General features: G+C 68.2%; 19 protein-coding genes and 1 tRNA gene. 9 read left to right on the top strand and 11 right to left on the bottom strand.

Annotated features, from left to right (window positions below):
- The first annotated feature begins 94 nt into the window (after positions 1–94).
- A complete protein-coding gene (locus QRM95_RS09000) occupies positions 95–733 on the top strand; it encodes a hypothetical protein (protein WP_285247444.1) in 639 nt (212 codons plus the stop codon).
- Positions 734–749: 16 nt separating this feature from the next.
- On the opposite strand, the gene QRM95_RS08995 is transcribed toward QRM95_RS09000, so the two are convergent.
- Complete coding sequence (locus QRM95_RS08995; protein WP_285247443.1) at positions 750–1,991, bottom strand: NAD(P)/FAD-dependent oxidoreductase; 1,242 nt, start codon at positions 1,989–1,991, stop codon at positions 750–752.
- Between the two features lie 124 nt (positions 1,992–2,115).
- Between QRM95_RS08995 and QRM95_RS08990 the strand changes: the two genes are divergently transcribed.
- From QRM95_RS08990 to QRM95_RS08975, 4 genes are all read left to right on the top strand, one after another.
- Positions 2,116–3,090, top strand: a complete 975-nt coding sequence (locus QRM95_RS08990; RefSeq protein WP_285247442.1) for a hypothetical protein — start codon at positions 2,116–2,118, stop codon at positions 3,088–3,090.
- Positions 3,091–3,271: 181 nt separating this feature from the next.
- The gene (gene gad, locus QRM95_RS08985) at positions 3,272–4,672 is read left to right on the top strand and encodes a glutamate decarboxylase (RefSeq protein WP_285247441.1); all 1,401 of its coding nucleotides are present in this window, start codon (positions 3,272–3,274) and stop codon (positions 4,670–4,672) included.
- Positions 4,673–4,690: 18 nt separating this feature from the next.
- Positions 4,691–5,560 (top strand): class II glutamine amidotransferase, encoded by an 870-nt coding sequence (locus QRM95_RS08980; RefSeq protein WP_285247440.1) that lies wholly within the window; start codon positions 4,691–4,693, stop codon positions 5,558–5,560.
- A gap of 104 nt (positions 5,561–5,664) precedes the next feature.
- Positions 5,665–5,850 carry a hypothetical protein gene (locus QRM95_RS08975; protein WP_285247439.1) on the top strand — a complete coding sequence of 62 codons (186 nt, stop codon included), beginning with the start codon at positions 5,665–5,667 and terminating at the stop codon, positions 5,848–5,850.
- 180 nt (positions 5,851–6,030) lie between these two features.
- Here the strand turns inward: QRM95_RS08975 and QRM95_RS08970 are convergent, their stop codons facing one another.
- From QRM95_RS08970 to QRM95_RS08930, 9 genes are all read right to left on the bottom strand, one after another.
- Positions 6,031–6,876 (bottom strand): aldo/keto reductase, encoded by an 846-nt coding sequence (locus QRM95_RS08970; protein ID WP_285247438.1) that lies wholly within the window; start codon positions 6,874–6,876, stop codon positions 6,031–6,033.
- Between the two features lie 117 nt (positions 6,877–6,993).
- Complete coding sequence (locus tag QRM95_RS08965) at positions 6,994–7,437, bottom strand: hypothetical protein (RefSeq protein WP_285247437.1); 444 nt, start codon at positions 7,435–7,437, stop codon at positions 6,994–6,996.
- A gap of 7 nt (positions 7,438–7,444) precedes the next feature.
- The gene (locus tag QRM95_RS08960) at positions 7,445–8,071 is read right to left on the bottom strand and encodes a bacterial proteasome activator family protein (RefSeq protein WP_285247436.1); all 627 of its coding nucleotides are present in this window, start codon (positions 8,069–8,071) and stop codon (positions 7,445–7,447) included.
- A gap of 78 nt (positions 8,072–8,149) precedes the next feature.
- The gene (locus tag QRM95_RS08955; protein WP_285247435.1) at positions 8,150–8,353 is read right to left on the bottom strand and encodes a YbdD/YjiX family protein; all 204 of its coding nucleotides are present in this window, start codon (positions 8,351–8,353) and stop codon (positions 8,150–8,152) included.
- Positions 8,353–10,650, bottom strand: coding sequence for a carbon starvation CstA family protein (locus QRM95_RS08950; protein ID WP_285247434.1), 2,298 nt, complete (start codon positions 10,648–10,650; stop codon positions 8,353–8,355). Before QRM95_RS08950 ends, QRM95_RS08955 begins: the two co-directional genes overlap by 1 nt.
- A 177-nt stretch (positions 10,651–10,827) precedes the next feature.
- Positions 10,828–13,683: an FtsX-like permease family protein gene (locus QRM95_RS08945; RefSeq protein ID WP_285247433.1), complete on the bottom strand. Its 2,856-nt coding sequence runs from the start codon at positions 13,681–13,683 to the stop codon at positions 10,828–10,830.
- Positions 13,683–14,420 (bottom strand): ABC transporter ATP-binding protein, encoded by a 738-nt coding sequence (locus tag QRM95_RS08940; protein WP_285247432.1) that lies wholly within the window; start codon positions 14,418–14,420, stop codon positions 13,683–13,685. The genes QRM95_RS08945 and QRM95_RS08940 overlap by 1 nt, the downstream gene beginning before the upstream one ends.
- Positions 14,417–15,022, bottom strand: a complete 606-nt coding sequence (locus QRM95_RS08935) for a PadR family transcriptional regulator (RefSeq protein ID WP_285247431.1) — start codon at positions 15,020–15,022, stop codon at positions 14,417–14,419. The genes QRM95_RS08940 and QRM95_RS08935 overlap by 4 nt, the downstream gene beginning before the upstream one ends.
- Before the next feature lie 117 nt (positions 15,023–15,139).
- Positions 15,140–16,123: an NAD(P)H-quinone oxidoreductase gene (locus QRM95_RS08930; protein WP_285247430.1), complete on the bottom strand. Its 984-nt coding sequence runs from the start codon at positions 16,121–16,123 to the stop codon at positions 15,140–15,142.
- 109 nt (positions 16,124–16,232) lie between these two features.
- Between QRM95_RS08930 and QRM95_RS08925 the strand changes: the two genes are divergently transcribed.
- Both QRM95_RS08925 and QRM95_RS08920 read left to right on the top strand, forming a co-directional pair.
- Positions 16,233–16,320: transfer RNA gene (locus tag QRM95_RS08925), tRNA-Ser, on the top strand.
- Between the two features lie 421 nt (positions 16,321–16,741).
- On the top strand, positions 16,742–21,259 hold the full coding sequence (locus QRM95_RS08920; protein WP_285247429.1) for an ExeM/NucH family extracellular endonuclease: 4,518 nt from the start codon (positions 16,742–16,744) through the stop codon (positions 21,257–21,259).
- A gap of 87 nt (positions 21,260–21,346) precedes the next feature.
- Here QRM95_RS08920 and QRM95_RS08915 read toward each other — a convergent pair whose 3' ends face one another.
- Entirely contained in the window at positions 21,347–23,278 is a 1,932-nt protein-coding gene (locus tag QRM95_RS08915) for an FAD/NAD(P)-binding protein (RefSeq protein ID WP_285247428.1), read from the bottom strand.
- A gap of 83 nt (positions 23,279–23,361) precedes the next feature.
- Between QRM95_RS08915 and QRM95_RS08910 the strand changes: the two genes are divergently transcribed.
- Both QRM95_RS08910 and QRM95_RS08905 read left to right on the top strand, forming a co-directional pair.
- A complete protein-coding gene (locus QRM95_RS08910; RefSeq protein ID WP_285247427.1) occupies positions 23,362–25,611 on the top strand; it encodes a prolyl oligopeptidase family serine peptidase in 2,250 nt (749 codons plus the stop codon).
- Positions 25,612–26,142, top strand: coding sequence for a GNAT family N-acetyltransferase (locus QRM95_RS08905; protein WP_285247426.1), 531 nt, complete (start codon positions 25,612–25,614; stop codon positions 26,140–26,142). It begins immediately after the preceding gene.
- Positions 26,143–26,147 lie beyond the last annotated feature (5 nt).

Below are 26,147 nucleotides of genomic sequence, written 5' to 3'. Positions count from 1 at the left end.
CACCGCTGATCCGTTACGTTGGCAGGGACGCCCGCATCTACCGGCCCGGCAGGGCCGCGCGGGCAACGGTTGCACGCTGACGTTAGGAACCCGAATGCCGGAACAGCACGAAGCCCCATCACTCGGCTGGGTCCCGGCCTGGGCCGACTTGCAGGGCCGCTCCGCCGAACCGGCCGGCGCCGGTTTCATCCTGGACGCTGCCCCCGGTACCCCCGCTGAGGGCGCGGAGTACGTGGCAGGCTGGCAGGGCCCGGATTGGGAAGAGCTTGCCGGCACGGCGGTGGGCAGGCCCGGGGCGCTGCTGACCCTGGTCGTCGCCGCAGCCGCAGCGCCGGTACCCTCCCCGCCTGGATTCTCCCCCGCGGCGGAGAGGATTCTGCTGAACGCCCCGACAGCGCAACTGAACACCGGCATCGACCTGCCCGAGAATTCCCAGGTGGCCCTGGCACCCATGGACAGCTACGACGCCGTCGAAATCACTGTCTTTGACCACCCGGTGGCCAAGGGCCGCATCCAGGTGCGGGACGAAGCTGCCGCCGTCACCATCCTCGAAGTCCCCGAGGGCCCGGACAAAGAAGTCTTCACGCGTGCACTGTTCGCGGCCATGGCTGAAGAAGCGTTCCTGCATGGCGCCGCGAACCTGCACATGGTGGTTGATCCCGATGCAGCCGCCGGCTTCCAGGCGTCCGGCTGGACCACCGCAGGCCGCCTCCTGGGCTTCACCACGGAATAACGACGGCGGCCCTCGCCTAGTCCGGCCGCCCCACCACCACCTGCGCCGGGCTGTGCGTGAGGTAACCATTCGCCCACGAGAACAGGGCCCGGACTTTCTGCTGGAATCCGGGCAGCAGGGCAAGGTGCACCGCGAGCCAGGACACGAACGCCAGCGGCCCCTGCAGTTGCAGGCGCCGGCGCCCCAGCTCCGCCACCGCGGCGCCCCGGCCCACCATGGCCATGTATCCCTTATCCCAGTAGCGGAACGGCTCCCGCGTGCCGCCGGTCAGGTCGGCATGGATGTTGTGCGCAGCCCATTTGCCCGACTGCTGGGCCACCGAGCCGAGCTGTGGCAATCTATCGCCGGCGGCATCGGTGATGTTGGCGGAGTCACCCAGCACGTAGACGCCCTCGAAGCCGGAAACCGTCAGGTCCGGTTGGACATCCACGCGCCCGCCCCGGCCCTGCGGCAGCCCGGACTCCGCGATGATCCGGCCCGCCTGGAGTCCACCGGCCCACACCACGATCCTGGCAGGAATAACCGTCCCGTCCTTGAGCGTCACACCGTCAGGCCTCACCTCGCCCACGGCCTGGCCCATGTGCAACTGGACGCCAAGCTTGGTCAGTCGGTCCCGCGCGTAAGCCTGGGATTTCTCAGAGAAGGCGGCCAGCACGTTGGGAACCATATCCACCAAATGCACGTGGCAGCGTGCGGCCAGCCCCGGCGAAAAGTACTTTGGCACCACGTATCTGACGTTCTCGGCCAGCGCCCCCGCGGTTTCCACACCAGTGGGTCCACCTCCTACCACGATCACGTCGGCCCCGGCGTTCGGCTCCCGGTCTGCCTCATCCAGCACTGCCGTGATGGCCGCGCTGAGGCGGGTGGCGTCCGCTACGGAGTACAGAGGGTAGGCGTGTTCGTCAGCGCCCGGAGTGTTGAAGAAATTGGGTACTGCGCCGGTGGCGATCACCAGGGCACGGGCCCGGTAACTGGATCCATCACGGGTTGTGACAGTGCGGTTGGCAGCATCGATGGCTGTCACCTCCGCGGTCAGGACCCGCACGCTGTTGATGCGCCGGAATTCGGAGCGGAGCGGCCGGGTGACCGCGGAGACGCCGATCTGGGACGCGGCGACCTGGTAGAGCAGCGGCTGGAACTGCTGGTAGTTGTTCGTGTCCAGCAGCAGCACCCGGATACCCTTGCGGCCCAATTCCTCGGCTGCTGACTTTCCGGCGAAACCGCCGCCAACCACAATCACCTGGTATGAATCGTCCATTCGAGCAACATACCCCTCCCCGTCCACGAGCAACAGGGACTCCGGGCACGGCGGTCCGGTGGGACTCGGCCGGCCGGCCCCGGAGGGCCCGGGACCTGCAGGAGCCGGCGCCTAAGATGGCGGCATGGAAGACGAACCCCTGGCGGACATTGCGGACAGACTCTATGCCGGGGATCTTGACGGTTTCATCGCGGCCCGGGCTGCCGCGGCCAAGGAGGCGGCGGGGCAGGACAAGGAGTTGGCGGCGGCGGTCAGGGCGCTGGCGAAACCATCCGTGGCCGCGTGGGCGGTGAACATGCTGGCCCGCCAACGGCCTGGCGTCCTGGCCGACCTGGCCGCCCTTGGCGAAAGGATGCGCTCAGCGCAGGAATCGCTGGATGCCGCTGCCCTCCGGGCCCTGGCACGCGAGCGCCGCACCCTGCTGGCTGCCGCCGTCGACACCGCACGGGCTGTCGCTGCGGAGCAGGGACGCCCCATCAGCGGCCCCATGGCCGCGGACGTGGAGGAGACGCTGCGGGCGCTGACCGCAGATAAAGGGGCAGCCGCGGCCGTTGCGAGCGGCCGCCTGCTGAAGGTCCTGGCCGCCGATGGCGTCAACCAAGTGGATCTGGCCGGAGCGGTAGCGCTCCCCGGAACGCTCCCCGCAGTGCCGTCCTCCCCCCGGCCAACGCCTTCCCTGGCTGCACCGGACCCATCGACAGCAAAGACGCGGACGACGCCGCAACGCACCTCCGAGCCCAAGCCCGCCAAACCCCGCCTTGAGGCCGTGCGGCAGACTCCCCGGCCGGCGTCGCCCCCGGCGCTGGAACGGGCCAAGGCTGCCCACACCGAGGCCCGGGCTGCCGAGGAAGAGGCCGCCCGGCGTTCGGCGCACCTGCAGGCGGAGGCCGAGGAGGCACGAACCGAGATCGCGGAACTTCAGCAGGAGACGGTCATGCTCCGGGAGAGACTGAAGGCCGCCGAGGAACGGCTGGAGAAGGTCCGCAGGAACCTGTCCGCCATGGACGCCGAAGCCAAGCAGGCCGCCCGTGCCGCCGACAAGGCGGGCCGTGCCGCCATGCTGGCGCATGAACGCGTGCTCCGGCTGGGCAGCAACTGACCAGGAGGCACCCGGGCCAGTTGCCGGTCATCAAGGGTGGACCACGGCCCGCTTGGTGAATGGGGCTGATTCGCACCGCTTGGGCGACATGCGCCCGCGGGGACAGCGGCGGCGGGCGTTCCTTTGTAACGTGGACACCAGCCGCACTGCCCGGCGTTCACGAGCTCGAAGGAACCCTGCAATGACAAGGTCACACCGGACACCGAAGCATGAGCCCGAAACAAGCGTTGAGCTGAACCCTTTGTTCAGCCGGGCGGGTGAGTCCACCCTCTTTCCCCGTTTCACGATGCCCGAGGGCGAATCCCTGCCCTCCACCGCTTACCAGGTGGTCCACGACGAGGCGATGCTGGACGGCAACTCGCGGCTGAACCTGGCAACGTTCGTGGGGACGTGGATGGAACGCGAGGCCTCACAGCTCTACGCGGAAACCTTCGACAAAAACATGATCGACAAGGACGAGTACCCGCAGACGGCGCTCATCGAAACCCGGTGCTGGCGGATGCTTGCGGACCTCTGGAACGCGCCGGATCCGGCGAAGACCGTTGGTACCTCCACCATCGGTTCCTCCGAAGCGTGCATGCTCGGCGGCCTCGCCCTGAAGCGCCGGTGGCAGCATCGTCGGCGTGCCGCGGGACAGCCGACGGACAAACCCAACATCGTGCTCAGCTCAGCCGTCCAGGTGTGCTGGGAGAAGTTCTGCAATTACTGGGAAGTGGAAGCGCGCTTCGTTCCCGTGTCAGCGGAACACCCCAAGCTGGACGGCCATGACCTGGAGCAGTACGTGGATGAGAACACCATTGGGGTGGTGGCCATCATGGGCGTGACGTACACCGGTTCGTACGAGTCCGTGGCGGGAATCTCCGCTGCCCTGGACAGCATCCAGGCAAACCGCGGCCTGGACATCCCCATCCATGTCGACGGTGCATCCGGAGCCATGATCGCGCCCTTCCTGCAGCCGGAGCTTGACTGGGACTTCCGGCTCCCGCGCGTAGCCTCGATCAACACCTCCGGCCACAAATACGGGCTGGTGTATCCAGGCCTCGGCTGGATCGTGTGGCGGGACGAGGAAGCGCTGCCCGAGGACCTCATCTTCCATGTCAGCTACTTGGGCGGCGACATGCCCACCTTCGCCCTGAACTTTTCCCGGCCCGGCGCCCAGGTGCTGCTGCAGTACTACCTGTTCCTTCGGCTTGGCTTCGCCGGCTACAAGTCCGTGCAGGCGACCTCCCGTGACGTCGCGCTGTATCTCTCCCGGGAGATCGGCGCCATGGACGCCTTCACCCTGTGGAGTGACGGCTCCGACATCCCGGTTTTTGCCTGGCAACTCACCGAAGGCCACACCAAGAACTGGAACCTCCACCACCTGTCCGAGCGGCTCCGGATGAACGGATGGCTTGTCCCGGCCTACCCGCTGCCCGACGGACTCAGCGACACCACAGTGCAACGGATCGTGGTCCGCAACGGCTTCACCCGCGACCTCGCCGCAAGCTTCCTGGACGACCTCAAGAAAGAAGTCGCCTACCTGGACGCACTGACTGCGCCCATGCCCTCGGAGGGGCAGACGCCCGCCTTCCACCACTAGCGCCCGGGAGGACGCGCCATGTGCCGATTGTTTGGGCTGCACGCCGGTCCGCGGACCGTCCGGGCGACATTTTGGCTGTTGGACGCCCCGGACAGCCTCACCGAGCAAAGCCGGCGCGAGCCCGATGGCGCAGGCATCGGGACCTTCGACGCGGGTGGCCGGGCCAGGCTGAGCAAACGGCCGCTGGCGGCCTGGGAAGACCATGCGTTTGCCCGCGAAGCACGCGAGCTGCGGAGCACGACCTTCCTGGCCCATGTCAGGTACGCGAGCACCGGTGCACGCACCGTGGCCAACACGCACCCGTTCATGCAGGATGGGCGGCTCTTCGCCCACAACGGCGCCTTCACCGGCCTCGACCGCCTTGACCGCCATCTCGCCGACCTGGGTCTTGCGGACTTGGTGCAGGGCCAGACGGACAGTGAGCGGCTGTTCGCCCTCATCACGGCCCATGCCCGCACGTCAGGCGGCGACATCGGACAAAGCATCGTCCGGGCCGTCGAGTGGGTCGCGGCGGAGTTGCCGGTCTACAGCCTGAACCTCATCCTCACGACTGCCACCGACCTCTGGGCGCTCCGGTACCCGGCCAGCCACGAGTTGTACGTCCTGGAGCGGAACCCGGCCACCGAACCGGCCCCGGCTGCGCCGCTGGATGCCCGAAGCCGGCGGATCCATTCCCGAAGCACGGATCTGTCAGTGTCTCCGCACGTCGTCTTCGCCACCGAACCAATGGACCACAATCCGCGCTGGCGTGCCATGGGGCCCGGAGAGCTGGTCCATGTGGGCCCATCGCTGGCGGTAACCTCCACTTTCCCGTTCCCGGCGTATCCTGCGCACCCGCTGACGCTGGCCGACCTTGAACCAGCAGCCGCAGCGTCCCAAAAACCGTGATGGCCGCCGGCGCCCAGGCCCGGACGCTCCCCCGGTTCCGGGCCGGATGGCAACACGCGGGCCGGATTCCAAAGAATGTCAGACCCCGGTTGCACACTGGATTCATGGAGAACCAAGCCGTACAGGAATTTCACGTCACCTACTTCGACGCTGATTGTGGCCGTGCCCGCGTCGAGGTCTTCGACACCCTGGTGGAAGCCGAGCGTTTTGCCAGCAGGCAGTGCACGGGCGAGGACAGCTGGGCCGTGGTGGACGCCGTCACCGTGGAGCAGGTCAGAATCGCTGCCTGACCGCCTGGCCGCGGGAACACGCAATGCGGTGACCCCGGGACCGCACCCCGACTGCGTTAAAGACGTCAGCCCATGCGGCCTGGCGGTTGCCGGCAGCACGGGCTGACGTTGGAGTGGCGGTAGTCCGCCGGCCCGGGTGTGGCCGTGGGCCGCCGTCGCGGATCTGTGGAAGCCGCGGGCTTACTGGAAGTCGGAAACGGCGGGATCCGGTCCGATGCGGCCCTCGCCGCGGGCAGTCCGGTCCAGAGCGTTGATTGCCTCGACGTCGTCGGCGTCCAGGGAGACCTCAAGGGCTGCGAAGTTCTCCTTGATGCGGGACTCGGTCACCGACTTGGGGATGACCACGTTGCCGATCGCGAGATGCCAGGCGATGACGACCTGCGCCGGGGTGGCCTGGTGCTTGGCCGCGATGGACGCCACGGCAGGGTCCTCCAGCAGCTCGCCGCCCTGGCCCAGCGGGGACCATGCCTGGGTCAGGATGCCCTTGTCGGCGCCAAATGCCCTCAGCTCACGCTGGCTGAAGTACGGGTGCAGCTCGATCTGGTGGATGGCCGGAACCACTCCGGTTTCGTCGATAAGGCGCTGCAGGCCTTCCGCCGTGAAGTTGGAGACACCGATGGACTTGACCCGGCCGCGCTTTTGCAGCTCGATCAGCGCTTTCCAGGTATCGACGTACTTGTCCTGCTTGGGCTGCATCCAGTGGATGAGGTACAGGTCCAGGGTGTCCAGGCCAAGGCGGTCCATGGACTCCTCGAAGGCGGCGAGGGTCGACTCGTATCCCTGGTCCGCGTTCCACAGCTTGGTTGTAATGAAGATCTGCTCGGGCGAGAGGCCGGAGCTGGCGATGGCGCGGCCCACGCCTGCCTCGTTGCCGTAGATCTTTGCCGTATCGATGTGGCGGAAGCCGGCCTCGAAGGCCTGGCGGACAACCTTTTCAGCCACATCGTCCTCAACCTGCCACACACCGTAGCCGAGCTGGGGGATCGTGTTTCCGTCGTTGAAAGTCAAGGTAGGTGAAAGAGTCATAGGTTCATCCTGCCAAAGCCGCAGGCCCACAAGGCCCTTTTTCCCGCCCTGTCAGCCAGACGCGTAACGGCAATATTCGTTCGCCTGACCGGGAATATTTTCGTGCCCAGGGCGGAACTACTCCCCGCGGAGCCGGCGTTCGGCGTCGTCAACCTGCTCGTGGACCGCCTCAGCCCGGCGACGGACGGACGCCGCCCCAACCGGCACCGGCCCCACGGCGAGCCGAAGCATGGCTGCCGCCTCCGCGGTGGTGGCCAGCGAGTTGCCCGCCTTGGACAAGGCGCGGTGCACATCCGCCAGTTCAGCCGGGATGTCCAGGCCATCACTGGGCGAACGGCGCTGGGCCTCCATGCACACTGCCCTGACCCGCTGCAGCAGGGCCGCGAGCTCGTTGGCAATCTCTACCAGTTCGCCGTACAGCTGGTCATCCTCCACCCCTTCGAGCACCTGGTGGAAGCGGTCCAAACCCCGGTGGAAGCGGTCGTGCGCCCGGCGCCACAACCCCTCGCCAAGTTCGGCATCATCTTTGCGCCCCTGCCTGGCGGCGCTGAAAAAGCCCAAGCGCAGCCTACAAGTACTGCCCGGGACCGTGGTCCGGGTCTTCACGCTGGTTGGGCGTGCCCTGCGCCGGCGGCCGTGCCCCGGCCGGCGCCCGCTGGGGCTCACCGTTTTCACCGATGACGACGCCGGGCGCAATCATGGTGCCCGGCGGCAGTTGGCGAAGCTGCAGCTGTGCCGCAGCGTGTTCCCGGGCAGCGTTCTGTGCCGCGATGGCCGTCTGGATGCCATGGAACAGGCCCTCCAGCCAGCCCACCAGCTGGGCCTGGGCGATCCGGAGTTCAGCATCCGACGGGGTGGCATTGTCGGAGAACGGCAGGTTGATCCTGTCCAGTTCAGCCACGAGTTCGGGGGCCAGGCCGTCCTCGAGTTCCTTGATGGAACGCTTGTGGATGGCTGCCAGCCGGCCCCTCGCGGCGTCGTCCAGGGGTGCGGACTTTACCTCTTCCAGCAGCTGCCTGATCATGGTGCCGATCCGCATCACCTTGGCCGGCTCGTCAACGAGGTCGTGCAGGCTGCTGCGCTGCGGCCGTCCGTCCGTTCCCCGCGGAGCCTGGAGCGGCGACGGGTCGTCCTCGACGGGGGTGCCTTCTACCGGGAGGTCCTCAGCTGCCTGAGTGTCATTGGGATCGCTCATGCGTTCATACTCTCATGCGCCATCGGGCCCCGGGACACTCCATGAACGCCTCCGGGGCCTTGTCCGCTGCGGGCTCAATCAGCAGCACCTGCCCTGCGGGTTGCTGTCCTGGCGGTCCGTGCGGTCCCGCCAGAATTCCCGCTCACCCAAGGGTGGTTCCTGGTGCCCGGAGGCCTTGTGGTGCTCCAGGTACTTGGCGTAGGCATCCGCACCCATGACACCGCCCAGGTACCTCGCAAACCCGCGGAAGCCATTTGCCACCGCCGTGATTCGGGCACTCATCAGTGTCCGCCCCGCCCAAGGCGGGCGTCGGCGGGCACCTTGTCCCACTCCGCGCCCAGCCCGCGCTCGGCAGCTGTTGGTACCAGACCGGCGGGGGCGAACACCCTGGAGGGCACGGCGGGGTCTTCGTTGTCCGTGGTGGCAGTCCCGGACGCCCGGTCCCGGAACGCCTTGGCTGTAGCCAGTACCGCCGTCGCGATCACGATGATGCTCAGCAGGACGAAAATGACTGACAGCCAACCCTGGATCGCGGTGTTTCGGACCACGGCCTCCATGGCTGCCACGGACTTGGCCGTGCCGAACTCCGTCTTGCCGTCGGCCAACGCCTTGCTGAACGCAGCGTTGTTGGCGAAGTACCCCACGGCCGGAACGGGCGAGAAGATCTTCTGGTAGCTGGCCGTAATGGTGACCACCGCGGCGAAGGCCAACGGCAGGGCAACAATCCAGAGGTACTTGAAGGTGCCGCGTTTGGCGACGATGGCCAGGCAGACGGCCAAGGCAATCGCCGCCAGGAGCTGGTTGGCGATGCCGAACAGCGGGAACAGCGTGTTGATGCCGCCGAGCGGATCGGTGACACCCATCAGCAGCACGGCACCCCACGCTGCGACCATGACGGCGGTGCAAAGCCAGGCACCCGGCCGCCACGAGGCCTCTTTGAACTTGGGGACGAAGTTTCCGATCGAGTCCTGCAGCATGAACCGGGCCACGCGGGTGCCGGCGTCCACGGCGGTGAGGATGAAGAGCGCCTCGAACATGATGGCGAAGTGGTACCAGAAGGCCATCATGGCCGTCCCGCCCACGAACTGGTGCATGATGTGCGCCAGCCCCACGGCCAGGGTGGGCGCACCGCCGGTGCGGGAGACGATGCTTTGTTCGCCCACGTTGGCGGCGGTTTCGCTCAGCAGCCCGGGGGTGATGTTCACCCCGCTCAGGCCCAGGCTGTTGACCCAGGCCGCTGCGGTTTCCACGGTGCCGCCGGTCAGTGCCGCGGGTGCATTCATGGCGAAGTAGAGGCCGCGGTCGATCGAGATGGCTGCCACGAGCGCCATGATGGCCACGAAGGATTCCATCAGCATTCCGCCGTACCCGATGTACCGGGTTTGCCGTTCCTTTTCCACCAGTTTGGGGGTGGTGCCCGAGGAGATCAGGGCATGGAAACCGGACAACGCACCGCAGGCGATGGTGACGAACAGGAAGGGGAACAGCGCGCCGGAGAAGACCGGCCCGTTCTCGCGGCCGGCGAACTCGCTGAAGGCAGGGACGGTGATTTCCGGCCGGACCACCACGATGGCCAGCGCGAGCATCACGATCACGCCGATCTTCATGAACGTGGAGAGGTAGTCGCGTGGCGCCAGCAGCAGCCATACCGGCAGGATCGCGGCGATGAAGCCGTAAATGATGAGGCCCCAGGCGATGGTCACCTTGTCCAGGTGGAACACCGCGGCGCCCCATTCGGTGTGCGCGACCATGCCGCCGCCGATGATGGCGGCCATCAGCAGGACGAAACCGATGATGGAGACCTCCATGACCTTGCCGGGCCGGAGGTAACGCAGGTACACGCCCATGAACAGGGCGATGGGGATGGTCATGCCCACGGAGAAGACGCCCCACGGGCTTTCGCCCAGGGCATTGACGACGACGAGTGCCAGGATGGCCACGATGATCACCATGATGAGCAGGGTGGCAATGAGGGCGGCGGTGCCGCCGATGACGCCGAGTTCCTCGCGGGCCATCTGGCCAAGCGACCGGCCGCCACGGCGCATGGAGAAGAACATCACCAGGTAGTCCTGGACGGCACCGGCGAAGACGACGCCGACGATGATCCAGATGGTGCCGGGCAGGTAGCCCATCTGGGCCGCGATGACGGGGCCCACCAGCGGTCCGGCGCCGGCGATGGCGGCGAAGTGGTGGCCGAAGAGGACATTGCGGTCGGTGCGGACGTAGTCCTTGCCGTCGGCCTTGTACTCGGCCGGGGTGGCGCGGCGGTCGTCAGGCTTGGTGATGTAGCGTTCGATCACCTTGGAGTAGAAGCGGTAGCCGATCAGGTAGGTGCAGACGGAGGCGAACACGAACCAGATGGCGTTGACGGTTTCCCCGCGGACCACCGCCAGCATGAACCAGGCAACACCGCCCACCAGGGCGATCGCCGCCCAGAGCGCGATCTTGGCCGGCGTCCATTTCCGGTCTTCGGCTTCGAGCGTTGCCTGGTCCACGGCGGGCGGGGGAAGGTCCGGGTCCGTCGCCAGCCCGCCCTCCGCCCGGGATCCGTTGTTCCGCTGGTCCGGTATTCCGGCCATGTCTCCTCCTTGAGAGTGTTCCCGCTTCTGCTAACCGGCACCCTACCAAGGCTCCCTCGGGCAGGAACGGCGGTGCGCGGCGCGCCCCGGGGCTGTGCGGTGAGCGGCGGCGAACCGGCGACGAACGAGCGGCAAGCGGGTACGGGGAACCCGGTGGGCGGCTGCCGGCTCCGGTTCCTACCCCAGGCTGCGCCGTGACATGGGCAGCCTGGAACGGGTGAGGACCCACGCGAGCGCCGCCCCCGTCAACGGCACCGCCGCCATGAGGACGGACAGGTGCAGCCACGGAACCTCGACGGCGGTCCGCAGGTCCGTGGAGAGCGCCAGGAGGACGGCGGGCACGGCTCCTGCCAATGTTCCCAGCACCGCCCCGACGCCGCCGGTGAACAGGGCCTGGGACCCGGCCAGGGCCTTCCGCAACCGCGGCGCGGCGCCCACCCCGGCCAGCGTGGCATGGTCTGTGCTGGCGTCCGCCATTGACAGGCCTGTGGTGATCCCCGCGGCACTGAAGGTGATGAGGGCACTGACGGCGACAATGACCCAGGTGGTCCACTGGCTGCCCTGGGAGATGCCCGGTTCAGCCCGGAAGGTTATCCCCGGCAGCCCGTAGACCGAGGCCGCCGCGGCGGACGCCGCGTCCGTTTCCGCCTCCGACGGGGCGCCGGCCAATTGGACCAGCAGGGCCGCTGGCTCCGGGTGCAGCTTAAGCCGCTGCGCCGTTTCGGGTGAGACGACGCCGTAGTAGGGGACGGGGACCACCGGTTCGAGCACTGCCGCGGCGAGCGGCGTGCTGCTGACCGTGGCGGGGACCGTGCCTGGCCCTTGCACCGCCGCCTCATGGGTCCGCACGTCCTGTGCCTGCAGCAGCACGTGTCCGTCACTGACAAAAACCGGGTTGGTTACCACCATCCCGCCGGCGTTCAGCACGGCCAGGGCCTCCGGCGTGGCGTCCCGGCCGAGCACGGCGCGAATATCCTTTTCGCCGCCCACCAGGACCGTCCCATCGTAGGGCGACCGAAGGGCCATCGAACCGCGGCACCGCCAATCACCCGGATCCGCCAGCCTCCCCTGCCGCGTTCGCGGACACGCGTTGGCCTCTGGCAGGGCCAGCGAATACTGGAGGCAGTTGGATGAGGGCGTCCGGGCCGGCGGCCCGGGGTCGGCCGGACCGTCCGTGCAGGTGCGGGTGCTTTCCGGGGCGGTGATGGGATGGGTCCATTCCACCGCGCCCAGGGCCCCGGCCACGGCGGCGGACAGTGCGGACGCGTCCACGTGCACGGGCGGCTGCCTGCTGCCGCCGGCACCCATCGGCGGGTCCACCACCAGGGGCAGGGACGCCTGGTTTTCCAGCCCGCCCCACCAGTGCGATTGCCGCATTCCCGCTTGTTGGCTGGCTGAGAGCACCATTGCGGCACTGGCCAGCGCCGCGGCTGCAAGTACTGCGGCGACGGCGGGAACGCTCCGTCCACGGTTCCTGGCCGAGTCCCGTGCCGCCATCCGGAGGGACAGGGTCATCCACTGCGTGCGGGAGGTCAGGCGGAGGACCAGCCAGCCGGTGACCATGACCAGGCCGGCAACGCCAAGCACGGCACCGAGGATCAGGATAGTGACCACCAGGGGCAGCTCCGTAGCCCGCTGGTCGGGATCGATGGTGGAGGTGCCCAGCACCCAGCCGGCCAGCAGGAGCGCCACCGCGGCCGCCAGAGTCGCGGCACCAGCAAGAGTGGAGCGCTGCGTCGTCGGAGCCGGTGCCCGGCCCGATTTCAACGCGCCAAGCACCGCCTGGCGTGACACCTGCCGGGCCGGAACCATGGCTGCGAGGACGCAGGCCGCCAGGCCCATGGCCGCGGCGGCCACGGTCATGGGGACGTCCGGGTGCACGCCCGCCAGCCGGACGGATCCGGCCAGTCGGACCAGATGGACGACGACGGCAGCGCCTCCCAGCCCCACCGCGGCCCCCGCGGCAACAGCGATGCCGCCGAGCCACAGTCCGCCTGCGGTGACCACCGCGCGGATGGTGGGGCTTTCCGCCCCGGAGGATGCCAGGAGCGCCAACTCCCGCACCTGCTGCTTGGCTCCCACGGCGAACGCGGCGCCGGCCAGCAGGCCAACTTCCAGGAGTGCGAGCGCGCCGACCAGGCCGAAGGTGGCGTAGACGGCCATCAGGGCAGAGGAGTCGTTGTGGGGCTGCGAACCCGGGACGATGCGCTGTTCGAGGGGCGGCGGGTCCAGGACCACGCTGCGTGACAGCACGGCGACGCCTTTGCTGTTGGCGTCCTTGATGTAATCCCATGTCACGGGCTCGGGCCCTACCAGGTAGTACGACACCGACAGATGGGTCTGCGGTCCGGCGGCCAGATTCGAGGGCACCTGGTGGGACTGCAGGTACAGGAAGCTGTTGCCGTCCGAGGCTCCGGCATCGCGAATGGTGCCGACCGGCACGAAGGTTCCTGCCGACGTCGTGATTTCCTGGCCGAATGCGAGGTTGAAGCGGGCCATCAGCCCGGGCGAGGCAAGGACTTCCGCCCCTCCACGCGGCGCCCGCCCGTCCAGGAGCGTGAATTTCCCGGCGAAGGCCGGATTAAGTGCGTCCACTTCGCGCCCCTGCAGCGAGACGATGGCCGGGCCCACCCCCGTGGTGAGCTGCAGCAGCCGCTGCGGCAGGACCTCGTAGCCGGCGGGCACGAGCTCGCGGGGGTCGGCCGGCTTGAAGTCCGGGTCGTAGCGGCCGGTGCTGGAGGCCACCATGGCATCGTTGAGCGGGTCCTGGAGCGAATCGGCGCCCGGAACCGGCAGGGCGCTGAACCGGGCCTGCGTTCGGCCAAGTTCGTAGTCCACGATTTCCGCGGGCGTCCGTTGGGCGCTCTGGTAGAGGGTGGCTGCACCGGTCATACCGGCCACCGGCACCATGATCAGCAGGATGATCAGCAGGGACCGCCCCCTGTGGCGGGCAATGTCGCGGCGCGCCAGCCGCAAGGCAACCCGAAGGCTGCTCCGGCGGCCATGGGGCGCCGGAGCCAGGTCCAACGGCATCAGAGTCCGGCCTGGGTGAGGAGCATGGTGGGGTCGTGCATGGCGGTGGCCTGGTCGATGATCCGGCCATCCCTCAGGAAAACCACCCTGTCAGCCCAGGCGGCGTGCCGCGCTTCATGGGTGACAAGCATGACGGCGGCACCGGCGTCGGCACGGGACCGCAGGACCTCCATGACCCCCTGGCCGGTGGTGGAGTCAAGGGCCCCGGTGGGTTCGTCGGCCAGGATCAGCCGCCGTTGGCCCACGATGGCCCGGGCAATGGCTACGCGCTGTTGCTGGCCGCCGGACATCTGGTCCATGTACCGTGAGGCGAGCTCGGGTATCCCCACCTGGCGGAGCGCGTCGGCTGCCTGCCGGTGAGCCTTCCTGGCGGATGTCCCGTCCAGTTCCAGGGGCAACGCCACATTCTCCCCGGCAGTCAGCGTGGGAACCAGGTTGAAGTCCTGGAACACGTACCCCACTGCGCGGCGGCGCAGCCGGGCCAGCTCGTTCAGGCCCAGCCCCGCCAGGGGCGTGGATTCCACGAAGACAGCGCCCGACGTCGGACGGTCCAGGCCGCCGGCCAGGGCCAGCAGGGAGGACTTGCCGGAGCCCGAGGGGCCCATGACGGCGACGAACTCCCCCGCGCTGATGGTGAGGTCCACATCGCGAAGCGCGGCGACCGCCGTCGCGCCCGCACCGAACGTCCTGCCGACTTTCGCGAGCTCAAGGACCTGCTGCGGCCCCTGGACCCTCACCGGCGGGCGTCCGCGTTCAGCGGGGAATCTTCCGTGACCCCGTTGGATGCCTTCCGGGCAGTGGCTGCCCCGGCGGCCTGTGCCTGCTGGACCATCCTGGCCTCGCAGAGGTCCAGCCAGCGGACCTCCGCTTCCGTTTGGAAGATCAGCGAGTCAAGCACCAGCAGCCAGGCGGTGTCCGCCGCGCGCTGGTTCGCCGCGGTGTCGCGGCGGGCCTTGGTGTAATCCTGCAAGGCCCTGATGGACGCCACGCGCTGGGCCTGGATGATGGCCTGGACGTCCACGCCGGGCAGCGTCACGGCGAGCGCGAGCTTGATGGCGAGCTCGTTGCGGGGCGGGTTGTTGCGCTCGACGGGCGCGGCGAACCAGTTGCGGACCTCGGCCTGGCCGGCTGGGGTGATGCTGTACACGACGTGGCCCTCGCCGTCGTCGCCGTCCTTGGCCACCAGCGCATCGCGTTCGAGCCGGTCCAGCGTGGTGTACACCTGCCCGATGTTCAAGGGCCAGGTGGCCCCGGTGCGGTTCTCGAACTCGACCCGCAGCTGGTAGCCGTAGCGCGGCTGGTCCTGCAGCAGGGCGAGGAGGCTGTGGCGTATGGACATTGTGCTCCCCCGGGCTGGTCTCTACCGGTGTGCACGAGCCCCCAAGACTCGTGCATACCGCGTATGGACCACACTAACGGGCGGAGTACGTTTACGGCAATACTGAGTATCTAGGTGCTACATGACCAGGAGGACCTTGCCCACGTGGTCCCCGCTGTCGAAGTAGCTGTGGGCCGCGCTGACCTGGTCCAGCGGGAAGGTCTTGGCGACGAGCGGGCGGATCCTGCCATCCACGATCAGCGGCCACACGGCGTCCCGGACGGCACTCATGATGGCACCCTTCTCCGCCACGGGCCGTGGCCGCAAGGCCGTGGCCACCACGGCCGCGCGCTTCTTTAGCAGCAGCCCCAGGTCCAGCTCCCCCTTGGTGCCGCCCTGCAGCCCGATCACCACCAGCCGGCCGTAATCGGCCAGGGCATCCACATTCTGGGGAAGGTACTTGGCCCCCACGACGTCCAGGATGACATCGGCACCCTTGCCGTCATTTTGGCGGCGGAGGCTCTCGGGGAAGTCCTCTTCTTTGTAGTTGATGGCAATGTCCGCACCCAGGAACGCCTTGGCGGTGCCCACCTTCTCGTCCGTGCCTGCCGTAGCGGCAACCCTGGCGCCAAACGCCTTGGCCAGCTGGATGGCCATGGTGCCGATTCCGCCCGTGGCGCCGTGGATCAGGACCGTCTCGCCCGGCTGCAGCTGCGCTGTCATGACCAGGTTGGAATATACCGTCGCCGCCACCTCGGGCAGGGAGGCCGCCGTGACCAGGTCAACCCCCTCGGGCACGCGCAGCACCTGTTCGGCCGGGACCGCCACCTGCTGGGCGTATCCGCCGCCGGCCAGCAGCGCCACCACCTTGTCCCCCACCGAGAACGGCTTGCTGACGCCGGGGCCGAAACCTGCGATCCGGCCCGACACTTCCAGCCCGGGGATTTCGGAGGCACCGGGAGGCGGCGGGTAGAAGCCGCGGCGCTGCTGGACGTCCGCCCGGTTCAGGCCGGCAGCCACCACATCGATCAGCACTTCGCCCTGCCCGGGTACCGGCGCATCCACGTCGCGGACTTCCAGCACTTCCGGGCCGCCCGGTTCCGAAATGTAGACGGCTTTCATGGACCTCTCCCGTTCCTGATTCAAATCCTGGCTGCAACCAGTGTGCACCGGACTCCTGCCCGCGGCCTGTTTTGTTGCAGGCAAGTGCCTATGAAACACTACTAGCTGAGGAAGGTTGTCCGAGCGGCCGAAGGAGCTGGTCTTGAAAACCAGTGTGCGGTAACCCCGTACCAAGAGTTCGAATCTCTTACCTTCCGCAAGGGAACCCCTGGCAGCCGGCACCGGCCGCCAGGGGTTTTTTGCTTTAAGGTCCCCGGCCTGGCCGTGTTGCCGATACGTAAATTCTTTGGATAAAGCCGCCGCAAACACCTGGACGCATTGCTACTGGCGGGTATCGTTTGTGACTGCCGGCACCACCCCGCGTTGTCGGCGAGCATCACTCCCGCCACCAGCACCTCCGGAACGGGCTTGGGGAAAAGCCCGGACCGGACGGTGGGGCGCTCCGCTGGGGAACGCCCCACCGAATGCACGCGCCAGCAACCTTGCGTTCATTCAGTGCTGTTGTCATGTGCCTGGACAACCATCAGGCCAGGCACAATCCTGCCCAGTCCGATCCATCAAGCATGGACGCACCCGCCGGGCCACCCACCCGGTACTCCTCAATGAAAGTAAGAGCGGATGCATCAAACACCTTGGAAGTTAGCGCTCGGCGCAGCATTGTCAGCGGGGCTCATCGCAGCCCCGCTGACTGCTGTTCCGGCGGCCGCGGAGGTTTCCGCCTCGGCCGGCACATCCCCCGTTGTCATCAACGAGGCCTACCTGAGCGGCGGCAGCAGCGGCGCCGCGTACAAGAACAAATTCGTGGAACTGTACAACAACTCGGACGCGCCCGTGTCCTTGGACGGCTGGTCGGTACAGTACCGCTCCGCCACCGGAACGGCCGGCCCCAGCGGAGTCGCCGCATTGTCGGGGTCCATTCCCGCCAAGGGCTACTACCTGGTGCAGGGCGGGAGCAACGGCACCAATGGCGCCGACCTGCCCGCCCCGGACCTCGTGGCCGGGGCGCTCAACTTCGGCGGCAGCGGAGGCACCATTGTGCTCGCCAAGCAGCCCACCGCCGTCGGACTTTCCACCGGGTCTGTGGTGGAGCCCGCGGGCGTGGCCGACCTCCTGGGCTACGGCAGCTCCAACACGTTTGAGACCAAGGCCGCCGCGGCACCCGCTTCCAACGCCGACGTGAAGAGCCTAAACCGGACCGGCGGCGCGGACAGCAACAGCAATGCCGCTGACTTCACGCTCAGCGCCGCCATCACCCCGACGTCCTCCGGCGGTACCGCGCCGGATCCCACACCGGTCCCGGACCCGGTGAACCGCACTATCGCCGAGATCCAAGGCACCGGTGCCGAAAGCCCGCTGGCCGGAGCCGCCGTCACCACCAAAGGCAAGGTCACCGCGGCCTTTCCCACGGGCGGACTGAACGGCTACTACATCCAGACCCCCGGCACGGGCGGTGACCTGAGTGCCACCAACCACTCCGCCTCCGACGGCATCTTCGTCTACTCGCCTTCAACGGTGGGCTCGGTCCAGGCCGGAGACTACGTCCAGGTCACGGGCACGGTTGCCGAGTACTACGGAATGACCCAACTGAACGTCACGGCGGCTGCCGGCCTCACCAAACTGTCCGAGGCCGCACCCGAGGTCAAGCCCACCATCTTCACGCTTCCGGCCGGCGAGGCCTTCCGCGAGTCCCTGGAAGGCATGCTGCTGGCACCCCAGGGCCCCATGACCGTCAGCGACAACTACAGCCTGAACCAGTACGGCGAGATCGGCCTGGCCGGCGGCACCACCGCGCTGGAACAGCCAACCGCCGTGGCACCCTACGGCTCGGCGGAATACGCCGCCGTGGTGGCTGACAACGCCGCCCGCAGCATCAAGCTCGACGACGGGTCCAGCACCAACTTCCTCAAGGACGCCACCACCAAGGCCGAAGTGCTGCCCTACCTCACCACCGCGGATCCGGTCCGGGTGGGCTCGCCGGTCAGCTTCACCACCAACGTGGTGCTGGGCTACGCCAACAACTACTGGAAGTTCCAGCCGCTGACCCACCTGACGGAGGCCAACAAGGCCACCGTCCAGCCGGCCCGCTTCGGCGCCACCCGCACCGAGGCCCCCGCTGCCGTGGGCGGCAACCTGAAGCTCGCGTCCTTCAACGTGCTGAACTACTTCCCCACCACCGGTGACCAGGTTGCCGGCTGCAAGTTCTACACCGACCGCGCAGGCAACCCCATCACCGTCAGCGGCGGCTGCAACGTCCGTGGCGCCGCCAACGCCGAGAACTTCAAACGCCAGCAGGACAAAATCGTCGCCGCCATCTCCAAGTCCGGCGCCGACGTCGTCACCCTGATGGAGGTGGAGAACTCCGCCCAGTTCGGCAAGAACCGGGACGACGCCCTGGCCAAGCTCGTGGAGGCCCTTAACATCCCCACCCCGGGCATCTGGGACTACGTCCGCACCCCCGCGAACGCACCCCCGCTGGCCGACGAGGACATGATCCGCACCGCGTTCATCTTCAAGAAGGCCGCCGCCGAGCCGGTGGGCGAATCCATCATCCACAACGACACGGTCGCCTTCGCCAGCGCCCGCAAGCCGCTGGCCCAGGTCTTCAAGCCCGTGGGCGCGCCTGATGACAAGAAGTTCATCGCGATCGCCAACCACTTCAAATCCAAGGGCTCGGCTGCCACTCCGGACGACACCGACAAGGGCCAGGGCAATTCAAACCTCGCCCGCACCGCCCAGGCTCAGTCCCTGCTGGCTTTCTCCAACGAGCTGCAGAAGTCCAAGGGCACCGACAAGGTGTTCCTGATCGGCGACTTCAACTCGTACGGCAAGGAAGACCCGATCAACGTCCTCACCGGCGCGGGGTATGTCAACCAGGACGACAAGGCCAGGAATGCCGACGGCACGGCCAAGCACTCGTACCTCTTCGGCGGCCTAGTGGGCTCGCTGGACCACATCCTCGCCTCCCCGGCGGCCAACGCGGTGGTCACCGGTGCGGACATCTGGAACATCAACTCGGTGGAATCCGTGGCGCTGGAGTACAGCCGCTACAACAACAACGTCACCGACTACTACGCACCGAACCAGTTCCGCGCCAGCGACCACGACCCCGTTGTGGTGGGCCTGGACCTCCCGGCAGTCCCTGCCACCGTTGACCTGAACCTCCTGAACATCAACGACTTCCACGGCAGGATCGATTCCAACACCGTGCAGGTCGCCGGGACCGTCGAGAAGCTCCGCGCCGCAGCCGCTCCGGGTGCCACGGCATTCCTGTCGGCCGGGGACAACATCGGCGCCTCGCTGTTCGCGTCCGCGGTCGCCAAGGACCAGCCCACCATCGACGTCTTGAACGCCTTGGAGCTGAAGGCGTCCGCCGTAGGCAACCACGAGTTCGACGGCGGCTGGGCGGACCTGCGCGACCGCGTCATCGCCGGCGGCACCAACGCGAAGTTCCCCTACCTGGGCGCGAACGTCTACAAGAAGGGCACCACCGAACCGGTCCTGCCGGAGTACACGGTGCTTGACCTGAACGGCATCAAGGTTGCCGTGATCGGCACCGTCACCCAGGAAGTCCCCGCCCTGGTGACTCCCGCCGGCATCGCCGACCTCGACTTCGGCGACCCGGTGGACGCCATCAACCGGGTGGCCGCCAGGATCACGGCGGAGAAGCTGGCGGACGTGATCATCGTTGAAGACCACGACGGCGCCGGTTCCGGGGTGGTGGAGGGCGCCACCCTGGAGCAGGAAGTGGCAGCCGGGGGTCCCTTCGCCAAGCTGGTCACCGAAACCTCCCCTGAGGTGGATGCGATCTTCACGGGCCACACCCACAAGGAGTACGCCTGGGACGCCCCCGTGCCGGGCGTCCCGGGCAAGACCCGGCCGATCGTGCAGACAGGCAACTACGGTGAGAACGTGGGCCAGATCCAGCTGACCGTGGACACGGCCACCAAGCAGGTGACCGGGTACAAGGCCGGAAACGTCAAGCGCACCACCGACCCCGCAGCAGAGCTGGCGGCCGCCTACCCGCGCGTGGCCGCCGTGGACGCGATCGTGAAGAAGGCCCTCGCGGACGCCTCTGTGGTAGGCAACCAGCCCATCGGCTCGGTCACCAAGGACATCACCACGGCGTTCACCACCGACGCCACCGGTGGTGCCAAGCGCGATGACCGCGGCAGCGAATCCACCCTGGGCAACCTGGTGGCCGACTCCCTGCTCTCTTCCCTGCAGCCGGCCGAGCTTGGCGGCGCGGAGATCGGCGTCGTCAATCCCGGCGGCCTGCGCAACGAGCTGTACTACGCACCGGACGGCACCATCACCTACGCCGAGGCCAATGCGGTGCTGCCGTTCGTGAACAACCTGTGGACCACGTCCTTGACCGGTGCGCAGTTCAAGACGCTGCTCGAACAGCAGTGGCAGACCAACCCGGATGGCACGGTTCCCAGCCGGGCCTACCTGCAGCTGGGCCTGTCAAAGAACGTCAACTACACCTACGATGCCGCCCGCCCGGCCGGTGACCGGATCACGTCCGTGCGGGTGAACGGCGACCTGCTGGACCCGGCGAAGTCCTACCGGGTGGGAACCTTCAGCTTCCTGGCCACCGGTGGCGACAACTTCCGGATCTTCACCGCGGGCACCAACACCCGCGATTCCGGGCTGGTGGACCGGGATGCCTGGATCGGGTACCTCCAGAAGAGCAGCCCGGTGTCCCCGGACTTCGCCAGGCGTTCGGTGGCTGTCACCAACACCACTGCCGCTGAGGTCAAGCCCGGAGAACCGCTTACGCTGACGGTGTCCAAGCTTGACCTGACGTCGCTGGGCAGCCCGGTGAACACGGCACTGGCGGCCTCGTTCACGGACTCCGCCGGCACGGTGACCCAGCTGGGCACGGTCCCGGTCCCCGCCGGGGCCGCCGCGGTGAACCTTGCCGTGCCGGCCGGCGCTGCAGCGGGGACGGGCACCCTGGTGCTCACCGCCGTCGAATCCGGCACGGTGGTCAGGACTGCGGTCCTGGTTGCGGCGGACACTCCGTCGCAGCCGGTCTGCGTCCCGCCGGTCAAGCCCACCCGGCCCGCGGACCTCAAGGGCCAGGCGAACTACGGACAGGCCATGGCCGCGTACCGGGCCTGCCTGCGCGGCTGATCCCAGGATGCGCCGCCACTTCCGGTTCCCTTCCTACGGTTTGGGGGCCGGAAGTGGTGGCGCATCGGTGTTTAAGCCCTGGCTGGGTTAACCCCTGTTGAGGATGGCCGCGGCGATTTCGTCGGCATCGCGGAGGGTGCGCTGGCCGCTGCGGTAGGCGGGGCCGCCCTCCTGGAAGGCTTCGGCGGCGATGGCGGTGCCCCATTGTGCCGATGACAGCTGCAGTCCCAGTACGAACAAGCCCTCCGTCACCGACCCGTTGGCCCCTAACGGCCGGTACGGGTGGGGCTCAACGTCCAGTCCGGTGGACTCCACCGGGGCGCCTTCGGCGGTCATCATCAGTTTGGAGCGGACCAGCCCGTCCGCCAGCAGTTGTTCCAGGACCGGGGATTCGTTGGCTGACACCCGGTTGCCGGGGGCCAGCGCTTCCACCATGGTCCGCGCCGTGGCGGGCGGCCCGGAAACCCACGGTGAGGCGGCGGTAAACCGCGCCGCCTTCCGGTCCACGCCGAATTTGGGGTCCGGCCCAACGAAGCTGACCACCCCGGCCCGGGCCAGCGCGGCGAGCTGTTCGGAACGGAGCGCCGGCGGCCCGCTGGCCAGGCCTTCCACGAAGGACTCGAACCAGCCGCGGAGTCCGGCCACCCAGGATTCGTCGGTGATGCCGCCGTCGGCCACTGCCGTTTTGAGGACGGCGCGTCCATGGTGCAGGGCGCCGATGGCCATCTTGACCGGATCGTCCTCGCCGAGCGCGGAACGGCGCGCGTCGTCGAGCAGGAATTCCACCACGGCGGCGTCGTGCTCGGCCCGGGACGCGAACGAACGGCCGGCCAGCGGCGCTGCCAGTCCCAGCAGGTCCAGGCGGTGCCTCGGGCCGACATGGACGGCAAGGACACTGTCCACCCCGTCCTCCCACTTTCCGGCGCTGTGCGCATGCGGCTGCAGGGCTTCCTCGAGCGCGGCAAGGAATGCCGGCGCGTCCGGGACCGCGCCCGGCTGCGAGCGCACCAGCGTGGAGTAGTAGGCCCACAGGGTGTCGCGGTGCAGCAACGGCCACAGGTCGTGGTCGAAGGAGGGCCGGATTCCTGCCTTGGCCAACCGCCCGATCGCGGCCTCGGTGAGGTAGCGCAGCCTGACGGAAGGGGCGTAGTAGCCGTCCAGGGCGGCCTTGGCGCGGTACGGGGTGCCGCGCCGGGAGGCCGCGATGATCACGGGCTCCTGGCCGGAGGGTTCGTACTCGAGCCGGTTGCCGGTGGAGACGAATTTTCCGCCGCGGCCTTCGGTGAGCTGTCCCATGGTGTCGAAGAAGTTCAGTCCCATGCCGCGGACCAGGACAGGTTCGCCGGCCGGGATCCGGGACCAGTCCACATCCGCGGGCGCGGCGGGCGGAAAGTACTGCAAACCCAGCCGCGCGGCCGAATCCTGGAGGTCGCGCTGTTCCGGGTTCAGCCGGGACGGGACGTGCCCCAGGGCGAGCACCACGGAGTTGGCCCTGATGGTCTCCCCGGTGGCCAGCCCGACGTCGAACATTCCGTCCCCGGCGGGGCGCGCCCACAGCGCGGACGTTTCGTGGAATTCGATGGTGACGCCGTCTGAGGCCTTGGCGAGCACGTCCGCCAGGGTGCTGCGAAGGTACCGGCCGTACAGGGCACGGCTGGGGAAGTCCCGCGAACCCAGCACCGCGATTTCGGCCCGTTCGTCATCGGTGAGGGACGGCAGCGGATCCCTCTGCTGCCTCAGCCGCCATTCGTCGAACGTGGTACCGGCAACCGGCGCCGGCAAGGACGGGTCTTGGGGAATCAGCGTGGGATAGAACGCCTGGGTATTCATGAGGAACAGCCGGGACTGATCCGGCTGCCAGACATGGCCTGGGCCTGCCGGGTACGGATCCACGACGTCGATGCGCAGCCGCACGGGGCGCCCCGCCGCGGCCGTGTGGGCGAGCAACCGCTCCAGCACGCTGGTGCCCCGGGGTCCGGCGCCGACGATGACGGCCCGGGTGCTCTGCGATAATTCCACGCCATCCAGCGTACGGGCTCAGGCCAACCGGCGCCCGCACGCTTGACTTGCCAGCATTGGGGGATGTTGTTTGGATGGGGCGCATGACCACCACAGCAGCTGATCAAGAGTCCGTTCCCGGTCCCGGCCGTGACACCACCGCTACCCCGTCCCCCGGCGCCGCCCCCGAACCAGTCGACGAGAATGTGTGGCTGGAGGACATCTACGGCGAGGAGCAGCTGGCCTGGGTCAAGGAGCAGAATTCCCGCACCGAGGACCTGCTCGAGGGCGCTGACTACGCGGAACTGGAAGCGGGCATCCTCGAAGTCCTGGATTCCACCGACCGGATCGCCATGGTGGGCAAGCGCGGCGACTGGTACTACAACTTCTGGAAGGACCGGCAGAACCCCAAGGGCCTCTGGCGCCGCACCACCTGGGAGAGCTACTGCACCGATTCCCCGGAGTGGGACGTCCTGCTGGACATTGATGCACTGGCCAAGGCTGAGGACGAAGAGTGGGTGTTCCACGGCGCCACGTTCCTGCGTCCGGCCGCGGGCGAGCCCTACCGGCTGGCCCTGCTGGCCCTTTCCCCCGACGGCGGCGACGCGAACCGGTACCGCGAGTTCGACGTCGAGGCACGCGGCTTCGTGGATCCGGCGGAGGGCGGATTCGACCTCCCGACCGCCAAAGGCAACGTGTCCTGGCTGGACGCGGACACCCTGCTGGTTGCCTCCACCGCGGATGGCCTGCCCCGGACGGCGTCCTCGTACGCCCGGACCGCGGTGACCCTGAAGCGCGGCGATTCCCTGGCCGGCGCCCCACGCCTGTTCGAGGTGCCCGAGGACCACATGATGACCATCGTGGCGCACGATTCCACCCCCGGCTTTGAGCGTACCTTCGCGGTGGACTACATCGACTTCTTCAACCGCACCAACCTGGTGCTGCGGGGCGACGAGTGGGTGCCGATCGACGTGCCCACGGACGTCAACGTGAGCGCCCACCGCGACTGGCTGCTCTTCCGTCCGCAGCAGGACTGGACTGTGGACGGCACCACGTACCCGTCCGGCGCCCTGCTCGCGGCCGGGTTCGAGGACTACCTCGCGGGCAACCGGCAACTCACGGTCCTGTTCACGCCCGATGCCCACACCTCGCTGCAGTCGTGGAGCTGGACCCGGAACTTCCTGCTGCTCAACCTGCTCCGGGACGTTTCCTCCGAGATCCGGGTGCTGGATCCCTCCCTGTCGGCCGACGGCGGCTGGGCGGCCACGCCCCTGGACGCCTGCCCGCCGCTCCACGACGTGAACGCCTACGCCGTGGACGACGAGGACGACGAGCCGGCCAACGGCGGCGCGGGCGATGACTTTTGGCTCATCGCCACGGGCTTCACCACCCCCACCACCCTCATGCGCGGCACCCTGGAGCGGAGCGCCCAGGACAGGGCAGGCGACGGAACGCCCGGCGTGGTGAGCCGGCACGCCGCCATCAAGGCCTCGCCGTCGTTCTTCGCTGACGGCGACTATGAGGTGGAGCAGCACTTCGCCGTGTCCGACGACGGCACCCGGGTCCCGTATTTCCAGGTAGCCCCGCGCGGGCTGGCCTTGGACGGGCAGAACCCCACCCAGCTCTCCGGCTACGGCGGATTCGAGGTCTCCCGGACGCCCGCGTACAGCGGCACGGTCGGCAGGGCGTGGCTTGAGCGGCGGACGGCTTTGTCGGACGGCAGCGACGGGAAGTCACAGCACTCGCGCGGCGGGGTGTACGTGGTGGCGAACATCCGTGGCGGCGGCGAGTACGGGCCGGCGTGGCACCGTGCCGCGCTGAAGGAAAACCGGCACAAGGCCTACCAGGACTTCGCAGCGGTGGCCCGGGACCTGATCTCACGCGGAGTGACCTCCCCGCGGCGGCTCGGTTGCGTGGGCGGCTCCAACGGCGGCCTGCTGGTGGGGAACATGCTCACCAGGTATCCGGAACTTTTCAGGGCGGTCTCCTGCGGTGTGCCGCTGCTGGACATGCGCCGCTACACCAAGCTGTCTGCCGGGCACTCCTGGATCGCCGAGTACGGCGACCCGGATGTTCCCGAACAGTGGGAGTACATCAGGACCTTTTCGCCGTACCACCTGCTCAAGGACGCGGTGGAGTACCCGGAAACCTTCATCTGGACGGCCACCTCGGACGACCGGGTGGGCCCGGTCCAAGCTCGGAAGATGGCCGCCCGGATGCTGGCCATGGGAATCCCGAACGTGTGGTTCCACGAAGCGTTGGAAGGCGGCCACGCCGGCGCCTCCGACAACCGGCAGGCTGCCGCGCTCCAGGCCCGCAGCCAGCATTTCCTCTGGAAGGCGCTGGCGGGCTGAATGGCGGCCGGAGTAGCGGTCCGCAGGGCAGTGGCCGGAGACATTGAACAGCTGGCCCAGGTACACATCCGCTGCTGGCGGGAAACGTACCGGGGCATGTTGACCGGTGCCTTCCTTGCCTCGGTGGATCCCGCAGGCCGGCTTGCCCTGTGGCGGCACCTGCTGGACCGTCCGGACCCCGCCGAGGCGTGGGTGGCCTGCGACGGCGCTACCGTGGTCGGTTTCGCCGGCCGGCGGCGGCTGCCCGCCCCGGGTTCCCCCGAGGGGCACCCGCCGCCCGCTTCCGGCGACCTGGAGCTGTGGGGCTTGTATTTGCTGGCCTCGCACCAGCGCATCGGCCTTGGCGGCCAACTGCTGACCGCTGCACTGGGCACCCAGGCGGCGAGCCTCTGGGTGGCGGCGGCGAACAGCAATGCCATCGGTTTCTACCGCCGCTTCGGCTTTGAACCTGACGGCGCCGAGGATGTCCTGGCTGACTGGGAGGACCTGCCGGAAATCCGGATGGTCCGCGCGGAGCGACGCCTCTCCTAGGCCCT

The sequence above is a fragment of the Pseudarthrobacter sp. efr-133-R2A-89 genome (assembly GCF_030209315.1).
Taxonomy (GTDB): Bacteria; Actinomycetota; Actinomycetes; order Actinomycetales; family Micrococcaceae; genus Arthrobacter.
This window is presented reverse-complemented; position numbering and strand designations above follow the sequence as displayed.